At 65.3% G+C, this 20,729-nt stretch carries 23 protein-coding genes and 1 pseudogene; 14 read left to right on the top strand and 10 right to left on the bottom strand.

Annotated features, from left to right (window positions below; all coding sequences use genetic code 11):
• The first annotated feature begins 33 nt into the window (after nt 1-33).
• The 8 genes from FB473_RS04815 to FB473_RS04780 all read left to right on the top strand — a co-directional run bounded on the left by FB473_RS04815 (nt 34) and on the right by FB473_RS04780 (nt 6,085).
• The gene (locus tag FB473_RS04815; protein ID WP_167165317.1) at nt 34-576 is read left to right on the top strand and encodes a universal stress protein; all 543 of its coding nucleotides are present in this window, start codon (nt 34-36) and stop codon (nt 574-576) included.
• The gene (locus FB473_RS04810; RefSeq protein ID WP_167165315.1) at nt 573-1,082 is read left to right on the top strand and encodes a fluoride efflux transporter FluC; all 510 of its coding nucleotides are present in this window, start codon (nt 573-575) and stop codon (nt 1,080-1,082) included. The genes FB473_RS04815 and FB473_RS04810 overlap by 4 nt, the downstream gene beginning before the upstream one ends.
• Complete coding sequence (locus FB473_RS04805; RefSeq protein WP_167165313.1) at nt 1,079-1,453, top strand: fluoride efflux transporter FluC; 375 nt, start codon at nt 1,079-1,081, stop codon at nt 1,451-1,453. Before FB473_RS04810 ends, FB473_RS04805 begins: the two co-directional genes overlap by 4 nt.
• A gap of 61 nt (nt 1,454-1,514) precedes the next feature.
• Nucleotides 1,515-2,096 (top strand): TetR/AcrR family transcriptional regulator, encoded by a 582-nt coding sequence (locus tag FB473_RS04800; RefSeq protein WP_167165311.1) that lies wholly within the window; start codon nt 1,515-1,517, stop codon nt 2,094-2,096.
• Nucleotides 2,093-3,040, top strand: coding sequence for an EamA family transporter (locus tag FB473_RS04795; protein WP_167165309.1), 948 nt, complete (start codon nt 2,093-2,095; stop codon nt 3,038-3,040). The genes FB473_RS04800 and FB473_RS04795 overlap by 4 nt, the downstream gene beginning before the upstream one ends.
• A 172-nt stretch (nt 3,041-3,212) precedes the next feature.
• On the top strand, nt 3,213-3,506 hold the full coding sequence (locus FB473_RS04790; protein WP_167165307.1) for a putative quinol monooxygenase: 294 nt from the start codon (nt 3,213-3,215) through the stop codon (nt 3,504-3,506).
• Between the two features lie 663 nt (nt 3,507-4,169).
• Nucleotides 4,170-5,534, top strand: a complete 1,365-nt coding sequence (locus FB473_RS04785; protein ID WP_341770029.1) for a DUF3440 domain-containing protein — start codon at nt 4,170-4,172, stop codon at nt 5,532-5,534.
• A complete protein-coding gene (locus FB473_RS04780; protein ID WP_167165303.1) occupies nt 5,531-6,085 on the top strand; it encodes a ParB N-terminal domain-containing protein in 555 nt (184 codons plus the stop codon). Before FB473_RS04785 ends, FB473_RS04780 begins: the two co-directional genes overlap by 4 nt.
• Nucleotides 6,086-6,163: 78 nt before the next feature.
• Here FB473_RS04780 and FB473_RS04775 read toward each other — a convergent pair whose 3' ends face one another.
• The gene (locus tag FB473_RS04775) at nt 6,164-7,246 is read right to left on the bottom strand and encodes a glycerate kinase family protein (RefSeq protein WP_341770028.1); all 1,083 of its coding nucleotides are present in this window, start codon (nt 7,244-7,246) and stop codon (nt 6,164-6,166) included.
• A 324-nt stretch (nt 7,247-7,570) separates the two neighbouring features.
• Between FB473_RS04775 and FB473_RS04770 the strand changes: the two genes are divergently transcribed.
• A complete protein-coding gene (locus FB473_RS04770) occupies nt 7,571-8,338 on the top strand; it encodes an IclR family transcriptional regulator (protein ID WP_341770027.1) in 768 nt (255 codons plus the stop codon).
• A gap of 24 nt (nt 8,339-8,362) precedes the next feature.
• Here the strand turns inward: FB473_RS04770 and FB473_RS04765 are convergent, their stop codons facing one another.
• The 4 genes from FB473_RS04765 to FB473_RS04750 all read right to left on the bottom strand — a co-directional run bounded on the left by FB473_RS04765 (nt 8,363) and on the right by FB473_RS04750 (nt 12,984).
• Nucleotides 8,363-9,355, bottom strand: coding sequence for an NAD(P)-dependent oxidoreductase (locus tag FB473_RS04765; protein ID WP_208390435.1), 993 nt, complete (start codon nt 9,353-9,355; stop codon nt 8,363-8,365).
• A gap of 75 nt (nt 9,356-9,430) precedes the next feature.
• The gene (gene gcl, locus FB473_RS04760; RefSeq protein WP_243863476.1) at nt 9,431-11,161 is read right to left on the bottom strand and encodes a glyoxylate carboligase; all 1,731 of its coding nucleotides are present in this window, start codon (nt 11,159-11,161) and stop codon (nt 9,431-9,433) included.
• Between the two features lie 37 nt (nt 11,162-11,198).
• Nucleotides 11,199-12,098 (bottom strand): 2-hydroxy-3-oxopropionate reductase, encoded by a 900-nt coding sequence (locus tag FB473_RS04755; protein ID WP_167165295.1) that lies wholly within the window; start codon nt 12,096-12,098, stop codon nt 11,199-11,201.
• 52 nt (nt 12,099-12,150) lie between these two features.
• Nucleotides 12,151-12,984, bottom strand: coding sequence for a hydroxypyruvate isomerase family protein (locus FB473_RS04750; RefSeq protein ID WP_341770026.1), 834 nt, complete (start codon nt 12,982-12,984; stop codon nt 12,151-12,153).
• Between the two features lie 530 nt (nt 12,985-13,514).
• Between FB473_RS04750 and FB473_RS04745 the strand changes: the two genes are divergently transcribed.
• From FB473_RS04745 to FB473_RS17875, 3 genes and pseudogenes are all read left to right on the top strand, one after another.
• Nucleotides 13,515-14,021, top strand: coding sequence for an SRPBCC domain-containing protein (locus FB473_RS04745; protein WP_167165293.1), 507 nt, complete (start codon nt 13,515-13,517; stop codon nt 14,019-14,021).
• A gap of 94 nt (nt 14,022-14,115) precedes the next feature.
• Nucleotides 14,116-14,172, top strand: a pseudogene (locus FB473_RS18570) (hypothetical protein); the annotation flags it as partial.
• 94 nt (nt 14,173-14,266) lie between these two features.
• Nucleotides 14,267-14,593, top strand: coding sequence for a hypothetical protein (locus FB473_RS17875; RefSeq protein WP_243863474.1), 327 nt, complete (start codon nt 14,267-14,269; stop codon nt 14,591-14,593).
• Nucleotides 14,594-14,956: 363 nt separating this feature from the next.
• Here FB473_RS17875 and FB473_RS04735 read toward each other — a convergent pair whose 3' ends face one another.
• The 5 genes from FB473_RS04735 to FB473_RS04715 all read right to left on the bottom strand — a co-directional run bounded on the left by FB473_RS04735 (nt 14,957) and on the right by FB473_RS04715 (nt 20,031).
• Entirely contained in the window at nt 14,957-15,748 is a 792-nt protein-coding gene (locus FB473_RS04735; protein WP_279588565.1) for a MerR family transcriptional regulator, read from the bottom strand.
• Nucleotides 15,749-16,032: 284 nt separating this feature from the next.
• Nucleotides 16,033-17,274, bottom strand: coding sequence for a glycosyltransferase (locus FB473_RS04730; RefSeq protein WP_167165287.1), 1,242 nt, complete (start codon nt 17,272-17,274; stop codon nt 16,033-16,035).
• Nucleotides 17,275-18,035: 761 nt separating this feature from the next.
• Complete coding sequence (locus FB473_RS04725) at nt 18,036-19,118, bottom strand: tyrosine-type recombinase/integrase (protein WP_167165285.1); 1,083 nt, start codon at nt 19,116-19,118, stop codon at nt 18,036-18,038.
• Nucleotides 19,105-19,503, bottom strand: a complete 399-nt coding sequence (locus FB473_RS04720) for an ImmA/IrrE family metallo-endopeptidase (protein WP_167165283.1) — start codon at nt 19,501-19,503, stop codon at nt 19,105-19,107. Before FB473_RS04720 ends, FB473_RS04725 begins: the two co-directional genes overlap by 14 nt.
• Nucleotides 19,504-19,542: 39 nt before the next feature.
• The gene (locus FB473_RS04715; protein ID WP_167165281.1) at nt 19,543-20,031 is read right to left on the bottom strand and encodes a helix-turn-helix domain-containing protein; all 489 of its coding nucleotides are present in this window, start codon (nt 20,029-20,031) and stop codon (nt 19,543-19,545) included.
• 185 nt (nt 20,032-20,216) lie between these two features.
• Here FB473_RS04715 and FB473_RS04710 point away from each other — a divergent pair, with 185 nt between their 5' ends.
• Together FB473_RS04710 and FB473_RS04705 are read left to right on the top strand one after the other, a co-directional pair.
• Nucleotides 20,217-20,495 (top strand): helix-turn-helix transcriptional regulator, encoded by a 279-nt coding sequence (locus FB473_RS04710; RefSeq protein WP_167165279.1) that lies wholly within the window; start codon nt 20,217-20,219, stop codon nt 20,493-20,495.
• Nucleotides 20,492-20,725 carry a helix-turn-helix domain-containing protein gene (locus FB473_RS04705; RefSeq protein ID WP_167165277.1) on the top strand — a complete coding sequence of 78 codons (234 nt, stop codon included), beginning with the start codon at nt 20,492-20,494 and terminating at the stop codon, nt 20,723-20,725. Before FB473_RS04710 ends, FB473_RS04705 begins: the two co-directional genes overlap by 4 nt.
• The last annotated feature ends 4 nt before the right edge of the window (nt 20,726-20,729 follow it).

Raw genomic sequence — 20,729 nt, 5'->3', positions numbered from 1 at the left:
AGGCCACGTGCTCACCAGACGAGGAGAAGTTCGATGAGGGATGCACACACGGTTCCCCAGCCGAGCCTGGACAGGATCACCCCACCGGGTGGGCACCCGTTCGTGGTCGGCGTGGTGCCCGACCAGGCGAGCCTGGTCGCGCTGACGGCCGCCCGTTGGGCCGCCGACCTGCCCGTGGGCAAGTTGTACTTCGCCTTCGTGGACACCTCGCGGATCACCATCGAGGAGCACACGGACGGCTCGGTGCGGCACGCCGCACTCGACCCGGACAGCGGCGACGACGAGTGGCTGCGACGCCGGGACGCGCTGGAATCGGGACTGCACGCGCTGCTCGATCCCATCGGCACCGACTGGGAGTTCCGGTATCTTGCCGGGGCGCCCGACCGTGCGCTCACCCATCTTGCGAGGGCGGTGGACGCGTCCGCGATCGTGGTCGGCACACGCGCCCCCGGCGTTGCCGCGACGACCCGTGAGTTCATCGAGGGATCCGTCGCGGCCAGGCTCGCGCATCACCAGCACCGGCCCGTGTTGATCGTCCCTCTGGCGGTCACCGATTGGAGCAACAGGATCGCATGACACCCGCGACGACACGATCGGACGACAACACGGAGGCGGACGACGCCGCGACGACGGCGGGCGCGAGGGTGACGCGCCCGCCGTTCGCCCAGGCGCGGTATCTGCTCGCCGTGTTCGTCGGCGGAGCCATCGGCGCCACGGTGCGCTACCTTCTCGAGGACGCCTTCGCGAATCCTGACGTCGCGTGGCCGTGGCCGACCTTTCTCATCAACCTCAGTGGGTCACTGGTCCTCGGGTTCGGCTATCGCGCGCTGGCACTCAGTGGCCCGGACGCGGGGTGGCGCCAGCTCGCCCGGATCGGCGGCGGCACCGGCGTCATCGGCGGGTATACGACCTACAGTGCGTTCGCGTTGGAAGCGACCCAGCTCATTCGCGCTGACCAGATCGCCATCGGGACCGCCTACGCACTAACCAGCGTCGTGCTGGGCATCGCCTGTGCATGGGTCGGCGCGACGCTCGCACAGCACATCGTCCAGCCGGCAACAGACGAGGGGGATGCCGAATGATCGTGCTCGGAGTCGCCATCGCCGGCGGTCTGGGAGCCGTCCTGCGCTTCGTCCTCGACGGCCTCATCGGCCGCGTGAACAAGCTTCCCCTGCCGGTCGGGACGTTCCTGATCAACGTCACAGGCTCTCTGTTCCTCGGCCTGGTGACCGGTTTCGCAGCCACCCACCTGGGCTGGGACCAATGGAGGCTCATCCTGGGGACGGGGCTCGCCGGCGGCTACACCACGTTCAGCACGGCCAGTGTCGAGGGGGCGAACCTGCTCACCGGAGGGTCGGCTCAGCGTCCCTGGCTGATCACCGCATCCCACTGCCTGCTCATGCTGGTGTTGAGCCTGGCGATGGTGATGCTCGGGTTGTGGCTCACACGTTGATCCAGGTGGCGCCCCTACTCCTTTGCTAGGTAGACTGACCTACCTAACGAGGGGGTCACACATGAACTCTGCACAGCGTGGGGCGGGTTCCGCCCGGGAACGCCTGCTGGACGCGGCGTCCCGGTTGTTCTATGCCGACGGCATGGTGGCGACAGGGATCGACACGATCACCGCCGAGGCGGGGGTCGCGAAGATGAGCCTCTACAACAACTTCTCCTCGAAGCAGGAACTGATGCTGGCCTACATCGAGGCCCGTCATCAGGAATGGCTGGGGCTGTACCGTGCGCGCGTCCAACACGCCGCATCGCCCGCGGAGAAGGTGCTCGCGGTGTTCGACGCCTACGTCGACCACGCGGAGGCCGCGTATGAGCACGGTTTCCGGGGGTGTGGCCTGCTCAATGCGGCGGCCGAGTTGCCCGTCGGATCACCCGGCCGTGACGCGGTGCGGCAGCACAAGGAGTGCGTCGAATCCATCCTGGTCGAGCACCTTCGCGCGATGACCTCGGAGGACGTCGCCACCGACACGGCGGAGCACCTGTCGTTCCTGTTGGAGGGAGCCATGAGCCGCGCCGGGCTGGAAGGCCGATCCGATCGGCTCCTGCACGCACGCCGGATCGCCTCGACGCTGCTGGGCGCGCTGTGAACCGGGCACGCCTGACCGGCATCGCCGTCATCAGCGCCGCGTCACTGCTGTGGGGCACCACCGGGACGGCTGCGACGTTCGCGCCCACCGTGGGGCCGCTGGCGATCGGCGCGGCTGCGCTCGGCATCGGCGGGCTGTTGCAGGCCGTGGTCGCCGTCCCGGCCCTGCGGGCGGAGTCGGCCATGCTGCGGACCAACGGCCGGACGGCCCTGGTGGGGATGCTCGCCGTCGCCATCTACCCGCTCGCCTTCTACAGCTCGATGCGCTACGCCGGGGTCGCAGTGGGAACCGTGGTGTCGCTGGCATCGGCGCCGCTCGCGTCCGGGCTTCTGGAGCGCCTCGTCGAGCGCCGGATCCTGAGTGCATGGTGGACGCTCGCGGCGGTCCTCGGAGTCGTCGGCAGCGTCTTGTTGGGCGTGTCCAGGATGAACGGACTCGCCTCGTCGGCCGGTCACGCCGCCGTCGGCATCGGCCTCGGCCTGATCGCGGGAGCGACCTATGCCACCTATTCGTGGACCGTCCGTCGCCTGATGTCCCAAGGGATCAGCCGTTCGGCCTCCATGGGGGCGGTGTTCGGCGGCGGTGGGACGCTGCTGATGCCCGTCCTGCTCGTCACCGGGGCACCACTCCTGGCCTCCACCCGGGCTTTCCTCGTCGCGGGGTACATGGCGTTGGTCCCGATGTTCGTCGGCTACCTCCTGTTCGGCCTCGGCCTCACACGGGTGCCGGCGAGCACCGCCACGACGGTCACGCTGCTGGAGCCCGCCGTCGCCGCGATCCTCGCGATCATCGTCGTCGGGGAACGCCTCTCCGCCGTGGGCTGGGCGGGGCTTGCCGTCATCGCCGGCGCCCTGGTCGTCCTCGCCGTCACACCGACGACTGTTCCCGACACACAGGACGAGGACGACCGCCTGGACGTGATGTCCGCGAGCCTCGTGCCGTGACCGCGCGCCGACGACGGCCGGGCGGCGCGGAGTCGCAGGCCGTGCGCCAGTATGCTTCTCGGAACGATCGGCGTCGCAGATGACACCTCCGAGCAGGACGAGACACTCGCGTGCATTGGCGCCTCCGCGTTCCACCCCGCCGCCCGCCAGCCCCGAAAGAGGAGACCGGAAAATGTCTGTGACGCTGAACGCACTCATCACCGTGAAGCCGGAGTTCCGCGAGTCGTATCTCGCTCTGGCCAGGACGATGATCGAGAAGAGCAGGGCGGAAGAAGGCAACATCAGCTACACCCTGTACGAGAACATCGAAGCCCCGAGCAGCTTCGTCTTCGTCGAGGAGTGGGTCGACGTCGCCGCCATCGAAGAGGTTCACAACGTCTCGGCGCACTTCATCGAGTTCCGCAAGCAGAACAAGGAGATGCTGGAGCGCGAGACCGTGGTCAAGCGCTACTTCCCCGCTGAGTGAAAAACCGCGGAGACAAGCACTCTCACCAGTTCCCGGGGAAGTGAACGCGTCCTCCCCGGGAACTGCGGGGCACCAGGGTTCCGTTCCCCGGTCAAGCGCACCGAGCCCTACGTCCAACTCGATGAAGGCGCCGCGACGCGGAGGAACTCCCCCACCAGGTCGCGAGGATCGAGGTCTCGCGGCTCCCTTCCGCTGAGGATCCAGAAGAACACCGGCCCGACGAGCAGGGCGGTGCGGCCAGACCCTCACCGGTTCCAGTGAGCGCACCCGTGAGCTGCTCCCGTGGGAGCCGACCGGCCCCACTCTCATCGAGTGAGAGCGGCAGCCATCACTCCGTCACCGGTCCGGTGACGAGATAGGCCGAAGATCCGCTGCCGGTCCCTCGTGCACGCTACGGCGAGCAATCGAGACGAGACCACGGTAGACGTGAGGAGACCTGAGCGACTGCTACAGGAGCAGTCGTGAGCGGGTCGGCCCCGACGTCACACCAGCGCGACTGAGGTCTAGAGGGTGACTGTCAGATGGGCGTATGGTGCGGAACAGGATTGTCGGCCGTCGTCGTGTCCGCTGAGGGACACAGGTGAAGCCCTGTGCGTAGTGATGAGGGCATCGGGTAAGCGGTCCACGGGAACGGTCGTCCGGCTCTGGTTGGAGGGGGTTCGCGTGAGCCAGGACGACAGAGTTCGGAGCGGGGCATCGTCGATCTCCTCGGGCGGGCGCACGGTGTACGACGCTGCGCAGGAGCGCCTGGGACGAGTGTTCGCCGACTTCGACAACGTGATCGTGGCATTCTCCGGCGGCAAGGACTCCGGGGCGATGCTGCATCTGGTCCTGGACTACATGCGCACCCACGCCATCACCCGCCCGGTGCACGTCTTTCACATGGACTACGAGGGCCAGTACACCGCGACCACGCGATACGTGGACCGGATCATGACCTCCGACCGAGACCTGACCGTGCCGTGGCGGGTGTGCCTGCCGTTCGCCGCCGGATGCGCGGCGACGATGTACGCCGACCACTGGAAGCCCTGGGATCCCGAGTCGCGTGCCCTGTGGGTGCGCGAGCTGCCCACCCATTCGGGCGTCATCCACACCGGGAACGTGCCGAGGGGCTTCCCACGCTTCGACGGCGTGTGGGACTACGTCTTCCAGGAGGCCTTCGAGCGCTGGCTGCACGAGACGACAGGCGCACGGCGCACAGCGGTGCTGATCGGCATCCGCCAGCAGGAGTCCCTGCACCGCTACGCGGCGATCAACCGCGAGGACAAGCATGCCATGTACGCCGGGCTGCGCTGGACCTCTGTGATGGCGCCGGGAGTGGTGAAGGTCTACCCGATCCACGACTGGTTGCTCGAGGACGTGTGGCATGCCCATGCCCTGTTCGGGTGGTCCTACAACCATCTGTACGACCTCATGTACACGGCGGGCGTGTCCCCGCACCTGATGCGGGTCGCCTCGCCGTTCATCAGTCAGGGCATCCGCCAGCTCCAGCTGTACCGGGTGATCGAACCGGAGCTGTGGGCACGGCTGGTCGGGCGGGTCAACGGAGCCAACTTCGCCGCGATCTACGGCGACACCCAGGCCATGGCCGCCAGGAATGTCACTCTGCCGACGGGGCACACCTGGAAGACGTACCTGAAGTTCCTTCTCGACACGCTGCCCGTCGCGGCCCGGCAGCATTATCTGACCAAGTTCGCCACCTCGGTGCGCTACTGGACGGAGAAGGGCGGCGCACTGCCCACCGACACCGTCCGTGAGCTTGAGGCTGCCGGCATCCAGGCCGAGTATCTCGGCCCCCCGCACACCGGGCGCGTCTACACGCGCCCGCACGAGATCGTCCGCTTCCCCACCTACCCCGACGATCTGCCCGGCATCCGGGCTTTCGCCTCCCTGCCCACCTACAAGCGCATGTGCATCACCATCCTGCGCAACGACTACACCTGCCGGTACATGGGCTTCGGCCCCACCAAACAGGACGAGGACAGGCGCCGCTCGGCCATGGAGAAGTACCAGGAGGTGCTGACGTGACCGAGGAGGACGACTTCCTGTCCCCCGTCTACCGCGTGAGAGGCGTGCCCGTGGAGAAGATCCGCGCCAACGCCTACAACCCCAACATCGTCGCCCCACCCGAGATGAAGCTGCTCGAACGCAGCATCTGGGAAGACGGCTACACCCAACCCATCGTGTGCTCCTACCTCCCCGGGAAGGACGTCTACGAGATCGTCGATGGCTATCACCGCTACAGGGTCATGCTCACCTCGCAGCGCATCCGCGAACGCGAGCACGGGCTGCTGCCCGTGGTCACCATCGACGAAGACCTCCCCCACCGCATGGCCTCCACCATCCGCCACAACCGCGCCCGCGGCACCCACAGCGTGGAGCTCATGACCGAGGTGGTCGCCGAACTCGTCGAGGCGGGCATGAGCGACGCGTGGATCATCGCCCACATCGGCTTGGACACCGACGAATTGCTGCGCCTCAAACAGATCACCGGCATCGCAGCCCTCTTCGCGAACACCGGCTTCAGCCCTGCCAGCCCGTCGGACGACGACGCGGGGGACGAGCATCCGGGGCTGTGATCGTCGGAACCGGACGAGACGTCGGTTTGAACGACGACTCACTGCCAGTACGGCTTCGAGCATCCGACCCCGTCGTGCTCAGCGCACGGCGGCGGTCGACGTGTAGTCCCGAGCGGCGTCGGCAGCCGCCCGCCTGATCCAGTGGAGCGGGTCCGCAATTGCCGACTCCACGCTCCCGGCCACGGCAGTGAGTGCGTATCCTCTCTCCACCGGGCTGTCGATCTGGCCGGCGATCACGATCAGTTGAGCCGGATCCGCCGATCGGCGCACCATGTCCAGCACGTGTCCCACCACCTTGCCGTGCAACGAACTGGCGTCGAAACGCCCTTCCCCTGTGATCACCACGTTCGTTCCGGCGATAGCCGCGCTCAACCCGCTGACCTGGGCGATGACGTCGGCTCCGGGGGCTCGTGTTGCGCCATAGACAGTCATCAACCCATACCCGACGCCGCCTGCCGCCCCAGCACCGGGCATATCGGGATCCCCACCGAGTACTCGGCTCCAACAGCTCAGACAGTTGTCCAACACGGCCACGTCCTCCGGGCCGGCACCCTTCTGCGGGCCGAACACCGTAGCGGCGCCCCGCTCGCCCAGAAGCGGGTTGTCGACGTCGGCCAGCAGCGTGACGGGAGGCAGCGGCACCAACTCGGTCGTGTCCACCCGCACCGCACCCGCCAGGCTCGCGCCGCCAGGGCCGAGCATCCTCCCCTGTGCATCGAAAGCTCGAAGTCCCAGAGCAGCCAAGGCTCCCCAACCGCCATCAGTGGACGCGGAACCGCCGATCCCCACCAGGATCTGGGTCGGCTGTTCCTCAGCGACAGCCCGCAGTACCTCCCCCAGGCCGCGACTCGTCGAATACAGCGGATCGAGGCGTCCCATGTAGGTGATGCCTGAGCTCTCGGCCAACTCGACAGCAGCGGTTCCGTCCGGGAGCCATAGCCACCGGGCGGTCACCTCTCGCCCGTCCGGTCCGGTGACGCCCAGCCGACGCCACTGGGCTTCGGGATGGGCGGCCGCCAAAGCCTCGAGCGTGCCTTCCCCGCCGTCAGCCATCGGATACTGCTCGACGAGGTCGGCACCGCGTACCGCGAGCCAACCGTCCGCCATCGCCTTGGCTGCCTCCACAGCCGATGCGCTGCCCTTGAAAGAATCGGGAGCCACCGTAACTCGTACCATTTCCACTCCGATCCACACCAATACCGTCACAACACCCACGGCACAACGTGAGCGACAGATGCGGCGTCCCCTGCCCCGACAACGCCGGGACGTTCGCCACGAACGGTCCACCGCAGCGCGACGGCGCGATAACGGCTCTCCGCGTTTCCCCCGCGGTCCCGACCGCTGAGCGCCTGGCTTGAGAAACCCATCGCCCCTGATATCCTCATAAAAATTGCACAACCTTTCGACATGCGGAGAACGCAGCGCGAGTGGCTATCCTCCGAGACCGGTAGCCGGTCTCGGGTACTCGTCTTCGCGAGGAGACAAGTGGCCACAGCTGAGCATCCGCCTTTTGTACAGTCGGTTGACCGAGCATTCGGCATCCTCGAGCGGATGGCCGAAGCCGGTGGGGTGATGGGGCTGAGCGAGCTTGCCGAGCAGCTCGACCTGCCGACTCCGACACTGCATCGACTGATACGTACGCTTGTTGCCCGCGGCTACGTTCGCCAGCTCCCGTCACGTAAATATGCGCTTGGAACGCGGCTGATCCGGCTCGGAGAGGTTGCGTCCCAACTCACCGGCAACTGGGCACGCCCCCTCCTCGCCGAGCTCGTGGCCAAACTCGGCGAGACAGCGAACATGGCAACGCTGGACGGCGACATGGTGGCCTACGTTGCTCAAGTTCCCTCTCCCCACCCCATGCGCATGTTCACCGAGGTGGGCCGTCGGGTTTTCGCCCATAGCACCGGAGTCGGCAAGGCGATCCTGGCAAGCCTGCCCGAGGCCCAGGTCAGGACGATCGTCGGGCGAACCGGCCTGCCGGCCCAGACCGGCCGCACTATCACTGATGTCGATGCTCTGCTCTCCGAACTCTCCGCGATCCGCGAGCGCGGCTTCGCTGTGGACGACGGTGAGCAGGAACTCGGTGTGCGCTGCTACGCCGTAGTGGTGCCGAATGCCTCGGTGCACACCGCGATCTCCATCTCCGGCCCGGGAATCCGGGTGGACCCGGCACTGGGCGACAAAGCCGTTCCGCTACTGCAGGCGGCAGCGGAACGACTCGCCGCAGAGTTGGCGGTGCCGGAGAGCGATTGACGATCGCCCCGGCCTCTGCCTCACCTACTTCAGCACCGGATTCTTCAGATCTCCCTTGAGCCAGTTCGCGATGTTCTCGTCGAAAGTGAGGTGGGCCCTTCTCACCATGGCTTCTTCCGTCGCGAAGCCGATGTGAGGTGTCACCACCGTGCGAGGAGCACTCAAGAAGGGATAGTCCGGCGCAAGGGGCGGCTCGGTGTCGAACACATCGAAGGCTGCACCGAATATCGTGCCTGCCTGCAACGAATCAGTCAGAGCCTGGATGTCCACGATCGGACCCCTCGCGGCATTCACCAATATCGCCGTAGGCTTCATCAGCGCCAGCTTTTCCTTGCTGATCAGCCCCTTCGTGCTCGGCAACAGCGGACTGTGGATTGTCACGATGTCACTCTGTGCCAGCAATTCATCGAGTGGCACATACTCGACGCCCAACGCCTTGAGATCATCCTTCTCGTAGAGGTCGTGAGCGATCACCCGGGCCTCGAACGCAAGCGCGATCCTCGCCACCCTTGCTCCGATGGCCCCGGTGCCTAGCACCCCGAAGGTCTTTCCATAGATTTCCTGCTGCCGGTACCCTGCCTTGGTCCGCCCCTTTCTGGTGGCGCTATCTGTCGCCACGATGTTCCGCAGAAGTGCGAGAATCAGTCCGAACGTCAGTTCCGGGACGGCAACGGTGGCATATCCGGCCGCATTCGAGACCTGGATGTTCTTCTCTTTGCATGCCTCCAGATCGACGTGATCATAGCCGGTGAACGCCACCGCAATGTAACGCAGTTTCTCTGCGGCTCGTATGACCTCACTCGCCAGAGGCATGTTGCCGATCACCAGGATCTCGCAGTCCTTGACATGAGCCTTCTGCAGATCGAGATCGTCTGTCTTCTCGAACAAGACCAGCTCATGACCTTGATCAGTGATGGGCTTCGCGATTTCCCTCAGTTTTTCCTCCGGAACTGCTAGCCCTTCCAGCACGACGATTTTCATGGGAAATTTCTCCTCTTGTTTCTGGGTCGTTGCCATTCACTTCTTTGTGATGCCGCTCAGTCCACTCCCTCGTGGTACTGAGCCCAGCCCCAACCGCGTCCGGTGGTTGAGCTACTCGGGCAGTGGTTCGAACTCTTTGATCTTGTCCAGGTCCGGGCCCATGGAGACGTTGGTGACGCGCTCGAGGATCACTTCCACCACAACCGGCACCCGGTGGGTCTTCGCCTGCTCTTCCGCCCATGCGAAAGCCGAAGCGAGATCTTCGGGACGCTGCACCCTCCTTGCCAGACAGCCGAGGCCCTCGACGACCCGCACATGATCGACCCCGTAGCCGCCGGTCTCGGGTGCATTGATGTTCTCGAAGGAGAGTTGCACCTGGTAGTCCATGTTGAACACGGCGTTCTGGGCCTGCCTGATGAGACCGAGGTAGGCGTTGTTGACCAGGACGTGCACGTACGGCACATTGTGCTGCGCGCCGACTGCCAATTCCTCGATCAAGAACTGGAAGTCGTAGTCGCCACTCACGCCGACGACGAGCTCGTCCGGGAGCGCCGTGGCCACTCCGATGGCCGCCGGCCCTGTCCATCCCAGTGGGCCTGCTTGCGCAGCGTTGATCCAGCCGCGATGTCCGTAGACGTGCAGGTATTGTCCGGCGGAGATCTGCGACAGTCCGATGGTCGTGACGTAGCGGCAGCGACCGCCGAACGCCTTGTTCATCTCGCCCCAGACCCGCATGTACTTGATCGGAACGTCGTCGAAGTCGTCCCTGCGAAGCAGGGTGCGCCGATACTCCAGAGTCCGCTCGACCCACTCGCTGTAGTCCGGCAGTTCGCCTCTGGCTCGACGTGCCTCGGCCTGGGCCACGAGGAGTTCGAGGGCAGCTCCGGCGTCGGAGACGATACCGAGGTCGGGAGCGAAGATCCGGCCGATCTGAGTCGGCTCGATATCGATGTGCACGAAGCGGCGCCCGCTGCGGTAGGTCTCCAGTCCGCCGGTGTGCCGGTTCGCCCACCGGTTGCCGAACCCGACCACGAGGTCCGAGTCGAGGAACGTCGCATTGGCGTAGCGCTGGACCGTCTGGATTCCCACCAGCCCGACCGCCAAGCGGTGGTCGTCGGGGATCACTCCCCAACCCATCAGTGTCGAGGCAACAGGAATGCCGAGGATCTCGGCCAACCGAACCAGCAGATCCTCCGCGTCCGCACTGATCACCCCACCACCGGCGAGCAGCAACGGCCGCTCGGAGGCGACGATCATGTCGAGTACGGCGTCGGCCTGCTCAACGGTGGCAGCCGGCCGGTACGGCGGCAGGGAGCGGTAGTTGCCGGGTTCGAAGTCGATCTCCGCGAGCTGCACGTCGAGCGGCAGGTCGATCAGCACTGGGCCGGGCCGACCGGAGCGCATGAGATGAAAAGCCTGCTGCAGGATGGAGGGGGCCTGCCCGGGCTCGAGGATGGTCCGCGCCATCTTGGTGACCGGTGCCGCGATCGACGCGATGTCCACTCCTTGGAAATCCTCCTTGTCGAGGACAGCGCGCGGTACTTGCCCGGTCATGCACAGGATAGGCACTGAGTCTGCCCAGGCGGCATAAAGGCCGGTGACCATGTCGGTTCCTCCGGGCCCGGAGGTGCCAAGACACACACCGATGTTGCCTGCGCGGGCACGCGAATATCCATCGGCCATGTGTGATGCGCCCTCGACATGCCGCGCGAGGACATGGTGGATTCCGCCGTGGGCACGCATCGCCGAGTACAGCGGATTGATGGCAGCTCCTGGTACACCAAATGCCTGAGTTGCGCCCTCGATTTCGAGGATCGCGACGATAGCGTCGACTACTCGCATTCGTGGCATAGCGTTCTTTCCTTTTCTTTGTGAGTGTTTACGATGATCGGGACTGATCGAGGCTGCGTCCCGACAGCCGCTCCACTCCGCGGAACAGTGCGGAATGGTCCAGGCTGCCGTCGCCGCAGGCGCGGGCCGAGGCCACGAGCTGCGCGACAAGTGCGCCCAGCGGAATGACCACGCCTTTCTCGCGCGCGGCCGATGTGACGATGCCCATGTCCTTGTGATGCAGATCGATTCTGAAACCGGGCGCGAACTCGCGGTCGAGGATCTTTCGGATCTTCTGGTCGAGCACAGCGGAACCGGCCAAACCGCCACCGAGCACGGTGATCGCGGCCTCCAGGTCAACGCCGTAGGCCTCCAGGAAGGCCACCGCTTCTGAGAGAGCCTCGATGTTCGCCGCAACGATCAGCTGGTTGGCGGCCTTGACCGTCTGCCCGGCACCATTCGGCCCCACCCGGACGATCGTCTGCCCCACGGCCTCGAGCACCGGCCATGCCGCCTCGATGTCGGAAGGTTCTCCTCCGACCATGATCGACAATGTCGCGGCCCGCGCACCCGGCTCGCCCCCAGAGACGGGGGCATCGATGATGCGGAACCCGGCGGCCTTGGTGCGGGCGGCGAGGTTTGCGGTGACATCAGGACGGATGCTGGAGAAGTCGATCACGAGGGTCCCCGGCGAAGCGTTCGCCAGGACGCCACCCTCCGCGGTGAGCACCTCTTCCACCTGGGGAGAGTCGGGAACCATGATGGTGACGATCTCAGCACCGGTGACAGCCTCAGCGATCGAAGTGGCACGGGTGCCCCCGACGGCCACCAACGCGTCGGCAGCCGCTGGCGCCAGGTCGTAGCCGGAGACGTCGTAGCCGGCCTTCTGCAGGTGGACTGCCATCGGCGAGCCCATGATGCCGAGGCCGATGAATGCCAAGTGGGTCATAACGTATGTCCTTCCAGGACGGGTGGATGCGAATCAGGAATGTGGATACGGGTCAGAACTGGGCCAGCCATGCGAAGGGATCGCTGTTGTTTGCGACGTACTCCAGGGCTATCCGGCCCGTGTACCCGCGCTGACGCAGATCGTCGAGCCACCGCGCGATCGGCAGCCTGCCGGTTCCGGGAGCCCCCCGGCCGGGCAGGTCGGCGATCTGGACATGCGCGATGCGATTCGCGTGGGAGGCGATCGCGGCGTCGACATCGTCACCGTTGGCGGCGAGATGGTAGACGTCGAACAGCAGCCCGAGCCTCTTCGCCCCATACTGGGCGGTCACGCGATCGAGCACGGCGACGACGTCATCGGCTGTACGCAACGGATACTCTGGCGCTCCGCTGACGGGTTCGACCAGGACGGTTCCACCGATCCGCCCGACCGCCTGGGCCGCCAAAGCCAGGTTTTTCGCCGCCAACGCGTCCTGGATCTCAGGCGTGGAATCGGGACGGCGCAGTCCGTAGAGGGCGTTGAAAAGGCGGCATCCCGTCTGTTCGCCGATCATGGTCACTGCATCGAGGTTTGCGCGTAACTCGGCCTCGCGACCTGGCCAGGACATCAATCCACGATCTCCGGCGGCCATGTCTCCGGCAGCGAAGTTGAGACCGGCCAGCTGGACCCCGGCGTCACGTAGGGCACGGACCAATGCGTCGATCTCGTCGTCCGACGGCGTTGCAGAGGCGAAAGGCCACCACAACTCGATTGCCTCGAACCCGGCCTCACGTGCTGCGGCGGGGCGAGCCAAGAGTGGCAGATGTGTCAGAAGGATCGAACAGTTCACCGAGAGATCACGAACGTTCATATGTTCTTCTTTCGTATCGTGGAACTTTTGTTCCACATAACGTAACTATATTGGAACGTCGCGCACGCGGTCAACAGTGTGAGTCGATCCACATGAAGCCTTCGCCCGGGCTTGCCATCTGAGGCGAGGCGCCTCGGCGACCGACGAGAGCTCCGCCACACCAGGCACTGGGGTCGATGCGGGCGCGGTGCGCCAAGCGGTAGCCAGCTCGGGCGGACAGATTCGACCGCATGGTCGTCGCTCGCGATCAGCGTCATAGGTGCATCGTCCGAAACCGATCCACTTCGTCGCGCATGATGCACCAGTGCGGCATCGATCACTTCTTGCAACATTCAAGCAATTACTTGAATATTGACGCATGGTGATCAACCCAGTGCGCATGCGGGCTTGATCTCGCGGCACCGCGAAGGTCGCACTCGACGCGTGCAGCTACAAGCTGGCCCCATCTCGGAGGCCGTCGAATGGCTGGATGCCCGCCGGCGCCGCCTGGAAGAGCGTTACGCAAGGCTCGACGATCTGCTGTCCGCCATGGACGACACGCCAAGACCTGAACAGAAAGAGACGTCATGACCGAGCAGCACGACATCCGCCGCCCCGGGCTCACCGAACACACCCGCGTCGGGGAGCAGAGCATCCGTCATCGTCGCGAGTTTGCGGCATCCGCCGAACGCGTTCAACAGGCGCATACGGATGCTGGCTTGTTTGCCCGGTGGATGGGGCCGCGAGGAACGACACTGCAGATCGACCGGCTCGACGCAGTTACAGGTGGAGCATTCCGGTACGTCGTTCACGCACCGTCAGGGGGCTCGTGGGCATTTCGCGGTTCGTACCACGAGGTGAGCCGGGGGCTGATTGCGCACACGTGGGAGTACGAGGATGCTCCCGGCGCGACGCTCGAGGTTCTCCGCTTCGTCGACCTCGATGATGGGCGCTCCGCTCTCGAAGTGACATCGATCTACACATCGAAGGAGTCCTGCGACGCGATGCTGAAAAGCGGCATGGACGCTGGAATGGACGAAAACTTCGAACGACTCGACAGCGTCCTCGAAGACAACGCGTCGGCTAGCGAGTAGCACCCACCGGTCCGTCTGCCGGTCGTAGTGGCTATGCACACCAGGTCAGGCTCGACTCACCGCTCAGGGTCAGGAGGTCTCCACGGTCGGGAAGATGGCCGGCCTCGTACCCGGCACCCGCTCCGGCCTGTGGGCAGACATGACCACCGTGATCGACGCGCTGAGACCCGAGTGGGTCGTCATCGAGAACGTCCGCGGGCTGCTCTCGGCTCCCGCGATCCGCGCGAGTTCGGAAGGAGACGACGATGAGCGACGCAACCCCGAACCCGCAACCCCCGCAGGTGCAACCCTTCGCGGTGTGGAACCCGATCCGTGGGGTCTGGGAGACCAGCCAGCCCGACCTCTACGGGCGCTTGGCGCCGTACTCGGAGACCTGGCCGACCTCCGGTACGACGCACGATGGATCGGCCTACCCGCTTCCGCCACCGGCACACCGCACCCCCGGTTCCGCGCCTTCATCCTCGCCCACCGCACTGTCCAGGACCCTGTTGGCCTCGGACTCGGCACGCGGCGGGGAGACACCGAACCAGATGAAGGCCAAGCGCGGCACGATCGCGCTGAGCCACAGGTGATCGCCCTCGTGGCCCAGCGCGGGCGCCGACCCTCGGAGGAGACGTTCGCGCCGATCGAGGAGTTCTTCGATGCTGGGGATGCTACGCCGGAGCCATCGCCCGATGGGAACGCATCACCGGACGGGCCGCCCCAGCCCCCGCGATCCCGAACGAGAGCGCCGACCCGCGACCGGCGCCAGCATTCGCGGAACGGCTGATGAGCTTCGACGAAGAATGGGTTACCGGCACCCAATTCGGGCTCACCTACGTCCAGTAATCTGCCGCGCTCGGCAACGAGGTCATGCCTCGTCAAACCCTTGCCGCTATTCGCTTCCCTGATGAGGAATCGGCCTCCGCAGGCGAGCCAAGCGTCAACGCTAACGGTCACGCGCTGGTGGTCGCGGTGTCGCCCTCACCGTCGACAGTAGATGCAGACGTGGAGCGGTCCAGCGCTTGATACAGGTATTGGAGAAGGTCACTGTCCCAGCCAAAGAGGTCAGCGGGAGGTTCCTGGGTTCCGAGGTGTCTAAGGGCGGCGTACATCGACATGTCCCCTCCGGTGAAGGTGTCGATCAGCGCACGGGCTCGTTCCACGACAGACTGAACCTGTGGCGAACTCGGATCGTTGTCGGCGTCCCTCATGGTGCGGAGAGCTACGGCGATTTCCGCCCACGCGGCCTCGACTTCACGCTTGCGACGTCGGCCGCGCCCGGAACGACGACGATCCATTTGCATGAGTTGATCGTTCGTGAAGTACCGATCCATGAGGTTGAGGGCTTCAATGAGCGAAATAGCTTGCTCCGGGGACGGTTCTTCGGCCAAGTCACTCGCCAGTCGGCGCAAGCGATGCTGCAACCTATCCAGCCGGGCGACCTCACCCTCGATATAGACGAGGTGCTGGCGAACAACGCTCGCGAGGTCGGCGCCGTCAAGGACGCCGGCGATCTGCGCGAGAGGCAGCCCCAGTTCCCGCAGCGCACAGACCTGGTAAATCCGTTCGACATCTGCCTGGTGGTAGAGACGGTGGCCACCAGTAGAACGGTCGGTGGGTCTGAGTAGCCCGATCTGTTCCCAGTGGTGCAGTGTGCGCACTGACAGCCCCGCCGCACGGGCAAGGTCTCCGACTCGCCAGGTTCCATCTGAGTCCGGTGCCGGCAGTCGGACTGGAGTTGGCATGGAGGACCGGTCCTTCCCTCGTGACACAATCTGCCTGGCGACAGATCAGCAGTCGCCGACCGAGAGGACCTGAGTCGGTCGTACCCGCTGTCAGCCCGACCACCTTCCGATGCGTGTAAGCGGGGCCGTACGAGCGTCACTGTCACCCTCAAAACCTCATTCTGCGTTAGGTTCTGGTCACTGACGTAGCGTCTCACAGCGACACGACGTGCTGAGCGAAGCGGGATGGGCGACGACCAGACCACAACGCTGCCGCCCATTCCGCCGACGTTTCGAGGCGCCTCCTATACGGCAGGTTCTGACGACGCAGGCCATCGACCCGCGCAGACGTCAAGAAGCGTGCGCGCAGCCACCCCTGCTCCGTCCGTCGCGATCTGCTCGCCTCGGGTCGTTGCCACAGCGGGGAAGGGATCGCCGAGGACCCTTGCCAACGCGGTTCGGAGCACGTCCCCGGTAGGTTCCTCCCGGATCGCCACTCCGGCCCCGAGCGCTTCCACGCGTGCCGCAAAGTAGAATTGGTTGAAGTTTTGCGGAATCACGATCTGTGGCGTGCCGGACGCCGTTGCGACGGTGGTAGTACCCGCTCCGCCGTGGTGTGCAATCGCCGCAACGCGAGGGAACAGCAGCCGCTGGTTGACATCTCCCACCGCGATGACGTCGCCCGATCCCTCGGAAATGTCAAGATCGGCCCAGCCACGCGAAACCACCGCACGACGGCCGGCTGCGCGAGTGGCATCAAGGACAGCCCGGGCGAGAGCTGGCGGAACGTGTGCGCTGCCGAGTCCGAAATAGATCGGTGGTTCCCCGGAGGTCAGGAATGCCTCAAGCTCCGGCTCCAGCGGCCGCGGGTCCTCAAGCAACCATGCCCCAGTCTGAAAGACCTCCATGTCGGATGATCCCGGCCATGGGGCGAGAACCGGGTCCGCAGCCAACCACGGGCGATCGGTGAACAGATGCGATCGCACATCCTCGATCTGTGGGAGGCCGAGCAGTTCACGCTGCGCATTCAGCGGGCGACGCCACATCGTGTTCCAACGCGAGCGTTCGGCCTCCCAACGAGGCGCGAACTCTGCTGGGTCATCCGTGTTCTGCTCACCGAGCAGCCCGAACGCCGGCGGGGCATGAAACGGTGACGGCAACGTGATCGGCGCGAACGCCGCATAGACGTATGGCACAGACAAATGCTCTGCAATCGAATGCGCTGCAATCGCGAGCCCACCTCCGCCAACGATCACGTCACACCCTTCGGCCGCCTTCCCGACCGCCTCGAACTGCACAGCGACCGTCCCGTCGATCATCTGCTGCCGTTGCTCCGCCATCACTGGTCCGGATGGCGGTCGTTTTGCTGTCCCGTGCAGTTCGGGGCCGACCGGTATATAGCGCACGCCAAGCGATTCCGCCCACCCCTGAAAGTCTGGCGGCGCACACACCACGGCTTCGTGCCCTAGTTTTCCCATCTCGACAGCGACCGCAATGATCGGCTGGGTTTCTCCTCGCGAACCGATAGTTGACAACAGCACTCGCATCACACAACTCCTCTACTTGCGGCCGCTCCGCGACGCCATCCAAGACTTCGCGTCGCCCGACGAACTTGGCCGCAACCGTCCGTCTTCGGGGGAGAGATAAGATGGGAGGGAACAACTCTTACCGGCATGTCCCTAACCTGCACCGTTTCCAGCGGTTGAGATGCTGGCCATGAAAGCCATCTGCGCTTCACCGCGTTACAGTCACGGAACCCGCTTTCTGACTCCGAGCCCGACCGTTCCGCGCGGACTCGGAGGGCGGTTCTCTCCATCATGTCCATCAGGCTTTCACCTCACGCAGCGTCAGATTCAAGTCCCGATCGCGGGAAGGAAGGGCGATGAAGACCATCGAGATGATTGATCCTGTGAGGGGAAAGATCATCGATCAGCAGTGCCTGTTGTCGTAACGCGGTCGCTTTCTCCACGGGCCGAGGTCAGACACGCTGGGCGAGCAGGTGGAAGCCCGCACTCAACGCCTTCACAATCACCTTCGAAGGCCGAATCAACTGAAATGCGCCAGGCCAGATCCATCGTTAATCTGACGCACCCGAACCAGGGAGGCCCCTCAACGTGCTGTTCAACCCCGAAGTCCAGGCCCTGGCCCGTGCAGGCCAAGAGAGCGAAAGGAGGAACTGACCCGGAACCGTCGCCGGTTTGAACAACGACCTTCTGGTGGGCGCAGTCGGACTCGAACCAACGACCCCCTGCTTGTAAGGCAAGGATGACCGCTAGTCACAGCTGGCGGGACCACCCTGGGCACATCACTACGATCCGGGGATCATCGCGTCGAGGCGGGCCGCGACGTCATCGAGGCCCTTGTCGAACAGATGCCCGTACAGGTCGAGGGTCATGGCCGCGCTCTTGTGGCCGAGCATACGCTGCACGGCCTTGACGTCCGCGCCCGAGGCGATGGCCAGACTCGCCGCCGTGTGACGCAGGTCATGGATGCGCAGGCCGTCCAGGCCCGCCCTCGAAGCCGCCGGACGAAACGCTCGCATCCGCCAGTTATGGACATCCAGGCGTCCTCCGCGCGAAGCCGGGAAGAGCGGGTCGGCAGCACCACGGGAGAGGTCGAGCATCGCCAGGACCGACGCCGCCACAGGGACGTCGCGCGCTTCCCCGTTCTTCGAGCGCCGTACACGAACGCGCCCCCGCTTCGCATCGGCATCCCCGACGGTCAGGGCCGCGGCCTCCGAGATCCGCAGGCCGGTCGTGCCGAGGAACCAGACGAGCGCCGACCACTCCCCCGACTCTGACGCGAGGCGCTCCAGCTCCGCGACCGTCAGGAAGCTCGGATCGACGCTCCGCTGCCGACCGGCCCTCACCCCCTGGCACGGATTCGAGCTGACAGCCTTCTCCCCGACTGCGATCCGCATGGCACCCGACAGTGCCTGCAACGCCTTGTGCCGCGTCGACCCGGCGGCCGGGACGGTGACGACGACACGCTGTCCCGCAGCCTTCGACGCGTGAGCCGACGCGGCGTTGTCGATCGATGCGAGGTTGGCGACCCACTCCTGCACGTCCGCCGTCCTGACGTCGCACGCCAGCGTCGTCCCCCAGCGTGCCCGCGCCATCCTCGCCGCGAGCTCGCACGCTTCGAGGCCCTTCGGCGACAAGTGCCGCTTGCCCGCGACCCAGCGATCGAGCAGTTCTCCGACAGTGATCGTCGACTCCGGCTTCGGCGGCCCGGCGACGATGCGCCTGGCGTTGACCGCCTCGGCCTCGGCCTTCGTCCGGTGCAGCGTGCTCGGATAGCCCTCGACGCGCACGCGGTATCGCTTGCCACGGCCGTGCCGCTTCGATGGCGTCACCCTGTCCTTGAGGTACCACAGATCATCGATCGCCATCGAGCCTCCTCGTCAGCCATGCGCGCTCCCCCGGGCGCAACCGATCCAGACGGGCTCTCAGGGTGTGGGTGTCCACGCCGAGCTCGTCGGCCGCCTCGGGGAGGTTGTGTGTCCACGCGAGCGTGTCGGCCAGCTCATCGATGCCGATGAGACGGCGCGCGGTTTCCTCTTCCACCGCGTGTTCCTCGCGTGCGATCAGCACGGGGTCGCCGAGCACGGGACCGCGTTCGGCGTGGATCACCTCATGGGTGAGCGTGCAGCGCTGACTCTCCGGTGATCGTGTCGGGTCGATCACGATCGTCCGGTTGGGCCAGCTGATCTCCCCTGTGCGGTGGCCGGCAAGCGGACGCCATTCCAGCGTCCAGCCGTCCGGCACTTGCAGCATGTAATCCATGCTGCAATCGAGGTATGACAAAACCGCTAGCTAGCGGTCATCGTCGTCAACCTCTCTTGCCGCGACGTCCTGCACCTTCGGTATGGGCTTGCGTCGCGGGAACCGGATCACGTCATCGCCGGTGTCCCCGGCACCCGGCGTCTTCTGAGCCTCAGCGTCGCCAGCATCCCGACCTCGTTTCTTGCCACGGGCGAGCAACGTGATCATGCGGTCAACCGCTTCGCGCTCGTCCTCGTCCAGTAAGTCAGCGTCGGATGGCGGCTGGTACGGAGCCCGCATGGCGCGAGCCCTCCCCACCCATCCATTGACGATGCGAACGTCGACCCCGAGCGCGTCGGCCACTTTCCCGACGATGTCGTTACTCGTCTCGCGCGCTCCGCTCGCCATGGCCGACAGCGTGCTGGGATGCACCTCGATCAGCTCCCCCAGCGCCCTCCATGACGGGCGGTCACCGCCGCGACGGTCGGTGAGGCCCTTATCCCTCATCGCCTTCGCCCACGGCTCCGGTATGTCGTTCACGTCTACCAACTCTCAGACTCGGCAAGGACGGTTGTCTAACGTCACTGTAGACAAAGTGTCTACGAATTACAGGGCTGTAAGCCCGACATGAGCCCGAAAATTGTGGACTGGGGGTAGACAAATCTGTCTCAATCGTCTAATGTCTTGCGCATCGTTAGTCAGTCGTCTACAGTGAAGGAACAAACATGATCGTCATCGAAAGGAGGTTCGAGGTGCGACTCATCAGCCCTGATGCCCTGCGGCAGTACATGAAGTTCCGGCACTACACCATCCGGGGCCTGGCCGCTCGCGTCGGCTGCTCGCACAGCCTCATCGGATTCCTGGCCAAGGGGACTCGCCGGACCTGCGGGCCCGAGATCGCGACCGCGATCGCTAGTGCCCTGGACTGCCCCGTCGAGTCTTTGTTCGTGGCCCGAACGTCTAACGTCCAGCGCGAGGTTGGACGCCTGGAGGCCGTCCGATGACCGCCACAGCGACCCCCGTCCCCCTCCTGGAGTTCGCGGGGGACAAGACAGGCCACCTCACCCCCAAGGAGGCCGCCAACTACATCCCCTACAGCGAGAAGACCATCCGCGACATGTGCGCCTCCCAGCAGCTCAAGCCGGTGCTCGAACTCGGCGGGCTCAAGCAGAAGCGCTACAAGATCCCGCGCTCGACCATCCGCGCGTTCCTCACCTCCAAGACCCCCCGCTGACCGA

It is taken from the genome of Brooklawnia cerclae (assembly GCF_011758645.1).
Lineage (GTDB): Bacteria > Actinomycetota > Actinomycetes > Propionibacteriales > Propionibacteriaceae > Brooklawnia > Brooklawnia cerclae.
The sequence above is the reverse complement of the archived record's forward strand: the minus strand, read 5'-3'. Positions and strand labels throughout refer to the sequence as shown.

Bases quoted from the DNA above. Each gene is read 5' to 3' on its own strand.
- FB473_RS04710 (WP_167165279.1), top strand. From the start codon at position 20,217: ATGATCGTCATCGAAAGGAGGTTCGAGGTGCGACTCATCAGCCCTGAT.
- gcl (WP_243863476.1), bottom strand. From the start codon at position 11,161: ATGCGAGTAGTCGACGCTATCGTCGCGATCCTCGAAATCGAGGGCGCA.
- FB473_RS04755 (WP_167165295.1), bottom strand. From the start codon at position 12,098: ATGACCCACTTGGCATTCATCGGCCTCGGCATCATGGGCTCGCCGATG.
- FB473_RS04735 (WP_279588565.1), bottom strand. From the start codon at position 15,748: ATGCCAACTCCAGTCCGACTGCCGGCACCGGACTCAGATGGAACCTGG.
- FB473_RS04805 (WP_167165313.1), top strand. From the start codon at position 1,079: ATGATCGTGCTCGGAGTCGCCATCGCCGGCGGTCTGGGAGCCGTCCTG.
- FB473_RS04800 (WP_167165311.1), top strand. From the start codon at position 1,515: ATGAACTCTGCACAGCGTGGGGCGGGTTCCGCCCGGGAACGCCTGCTG.
- FB473_RS04720 (WP_167165283.1), bottom strand. From the start codon at position 19,503: ATGCTGCAAGTGCCGGACGGCTGGACGCTGGAATGGCGTCCGCTTGCC.
- FB473_RS04790 (WP_167165307.1), top strand. From the start codon at position 3,213: ATGTCTGTGACGCTGAACGCACTCATCACCGTGAAGCCGGAGTTCCGC.
- FB473_RS04810 (WP_167165315.1), top strand. From the start codon at position 573: ATGACACCCGCGACGACACGATCGGACGACAACACGGAGGCGGACGAC.
- FB473_RS04745 (WP_167165293.1), top strand. From the start codon at position 13,515: ATGACCGAGCAGCACGACATCCGCCGCCCCGGGCTCACCGAACACACC.
- FB473_RS17875 (WP_243863474.1), top strand. From the start codon at position 14,267: ATGAGCGACGCAACCCCGAACCCGCAACCCCCGCAGGTGCAACCCTTC.
- FB473_RS04725 (WP_167165285.1), bottom strand. From the start codon at position 19,118: ATGGCGATCGATGATCTGTGGTACCTCAAGGACAGGGTGACGCCATCG.
- FB473_RS04765 (WP_208390435.1), bottom strand. From the start codon at position 9,355: ATGGCAACGACCCAGAAACAAGAGGAGAAATTTCCCATGAAAATCGTC.
- FB473_RS04730 (WP_167165287.1), bottom strand. From the start codon at position 17,274: ATGCGAGTGCTGTTGTCAACTATCGGTTCGCGAGGAGAAACCCAGCCG.
- FB473_RS04705 (WP_167165277.1), top strand. From the start codon at position 20,492: ATGACCGCCACAGCGACCCCCGTCCCCCTCCTGGAGTTCGCGGGGGAC.
- FB473_RS04815 (WP_167165317.1), top strand. From the start codon at position 34: ATGAGGGATGCACACACGGTTCCCCAGCCGAGCCTGGACAGGATCACC.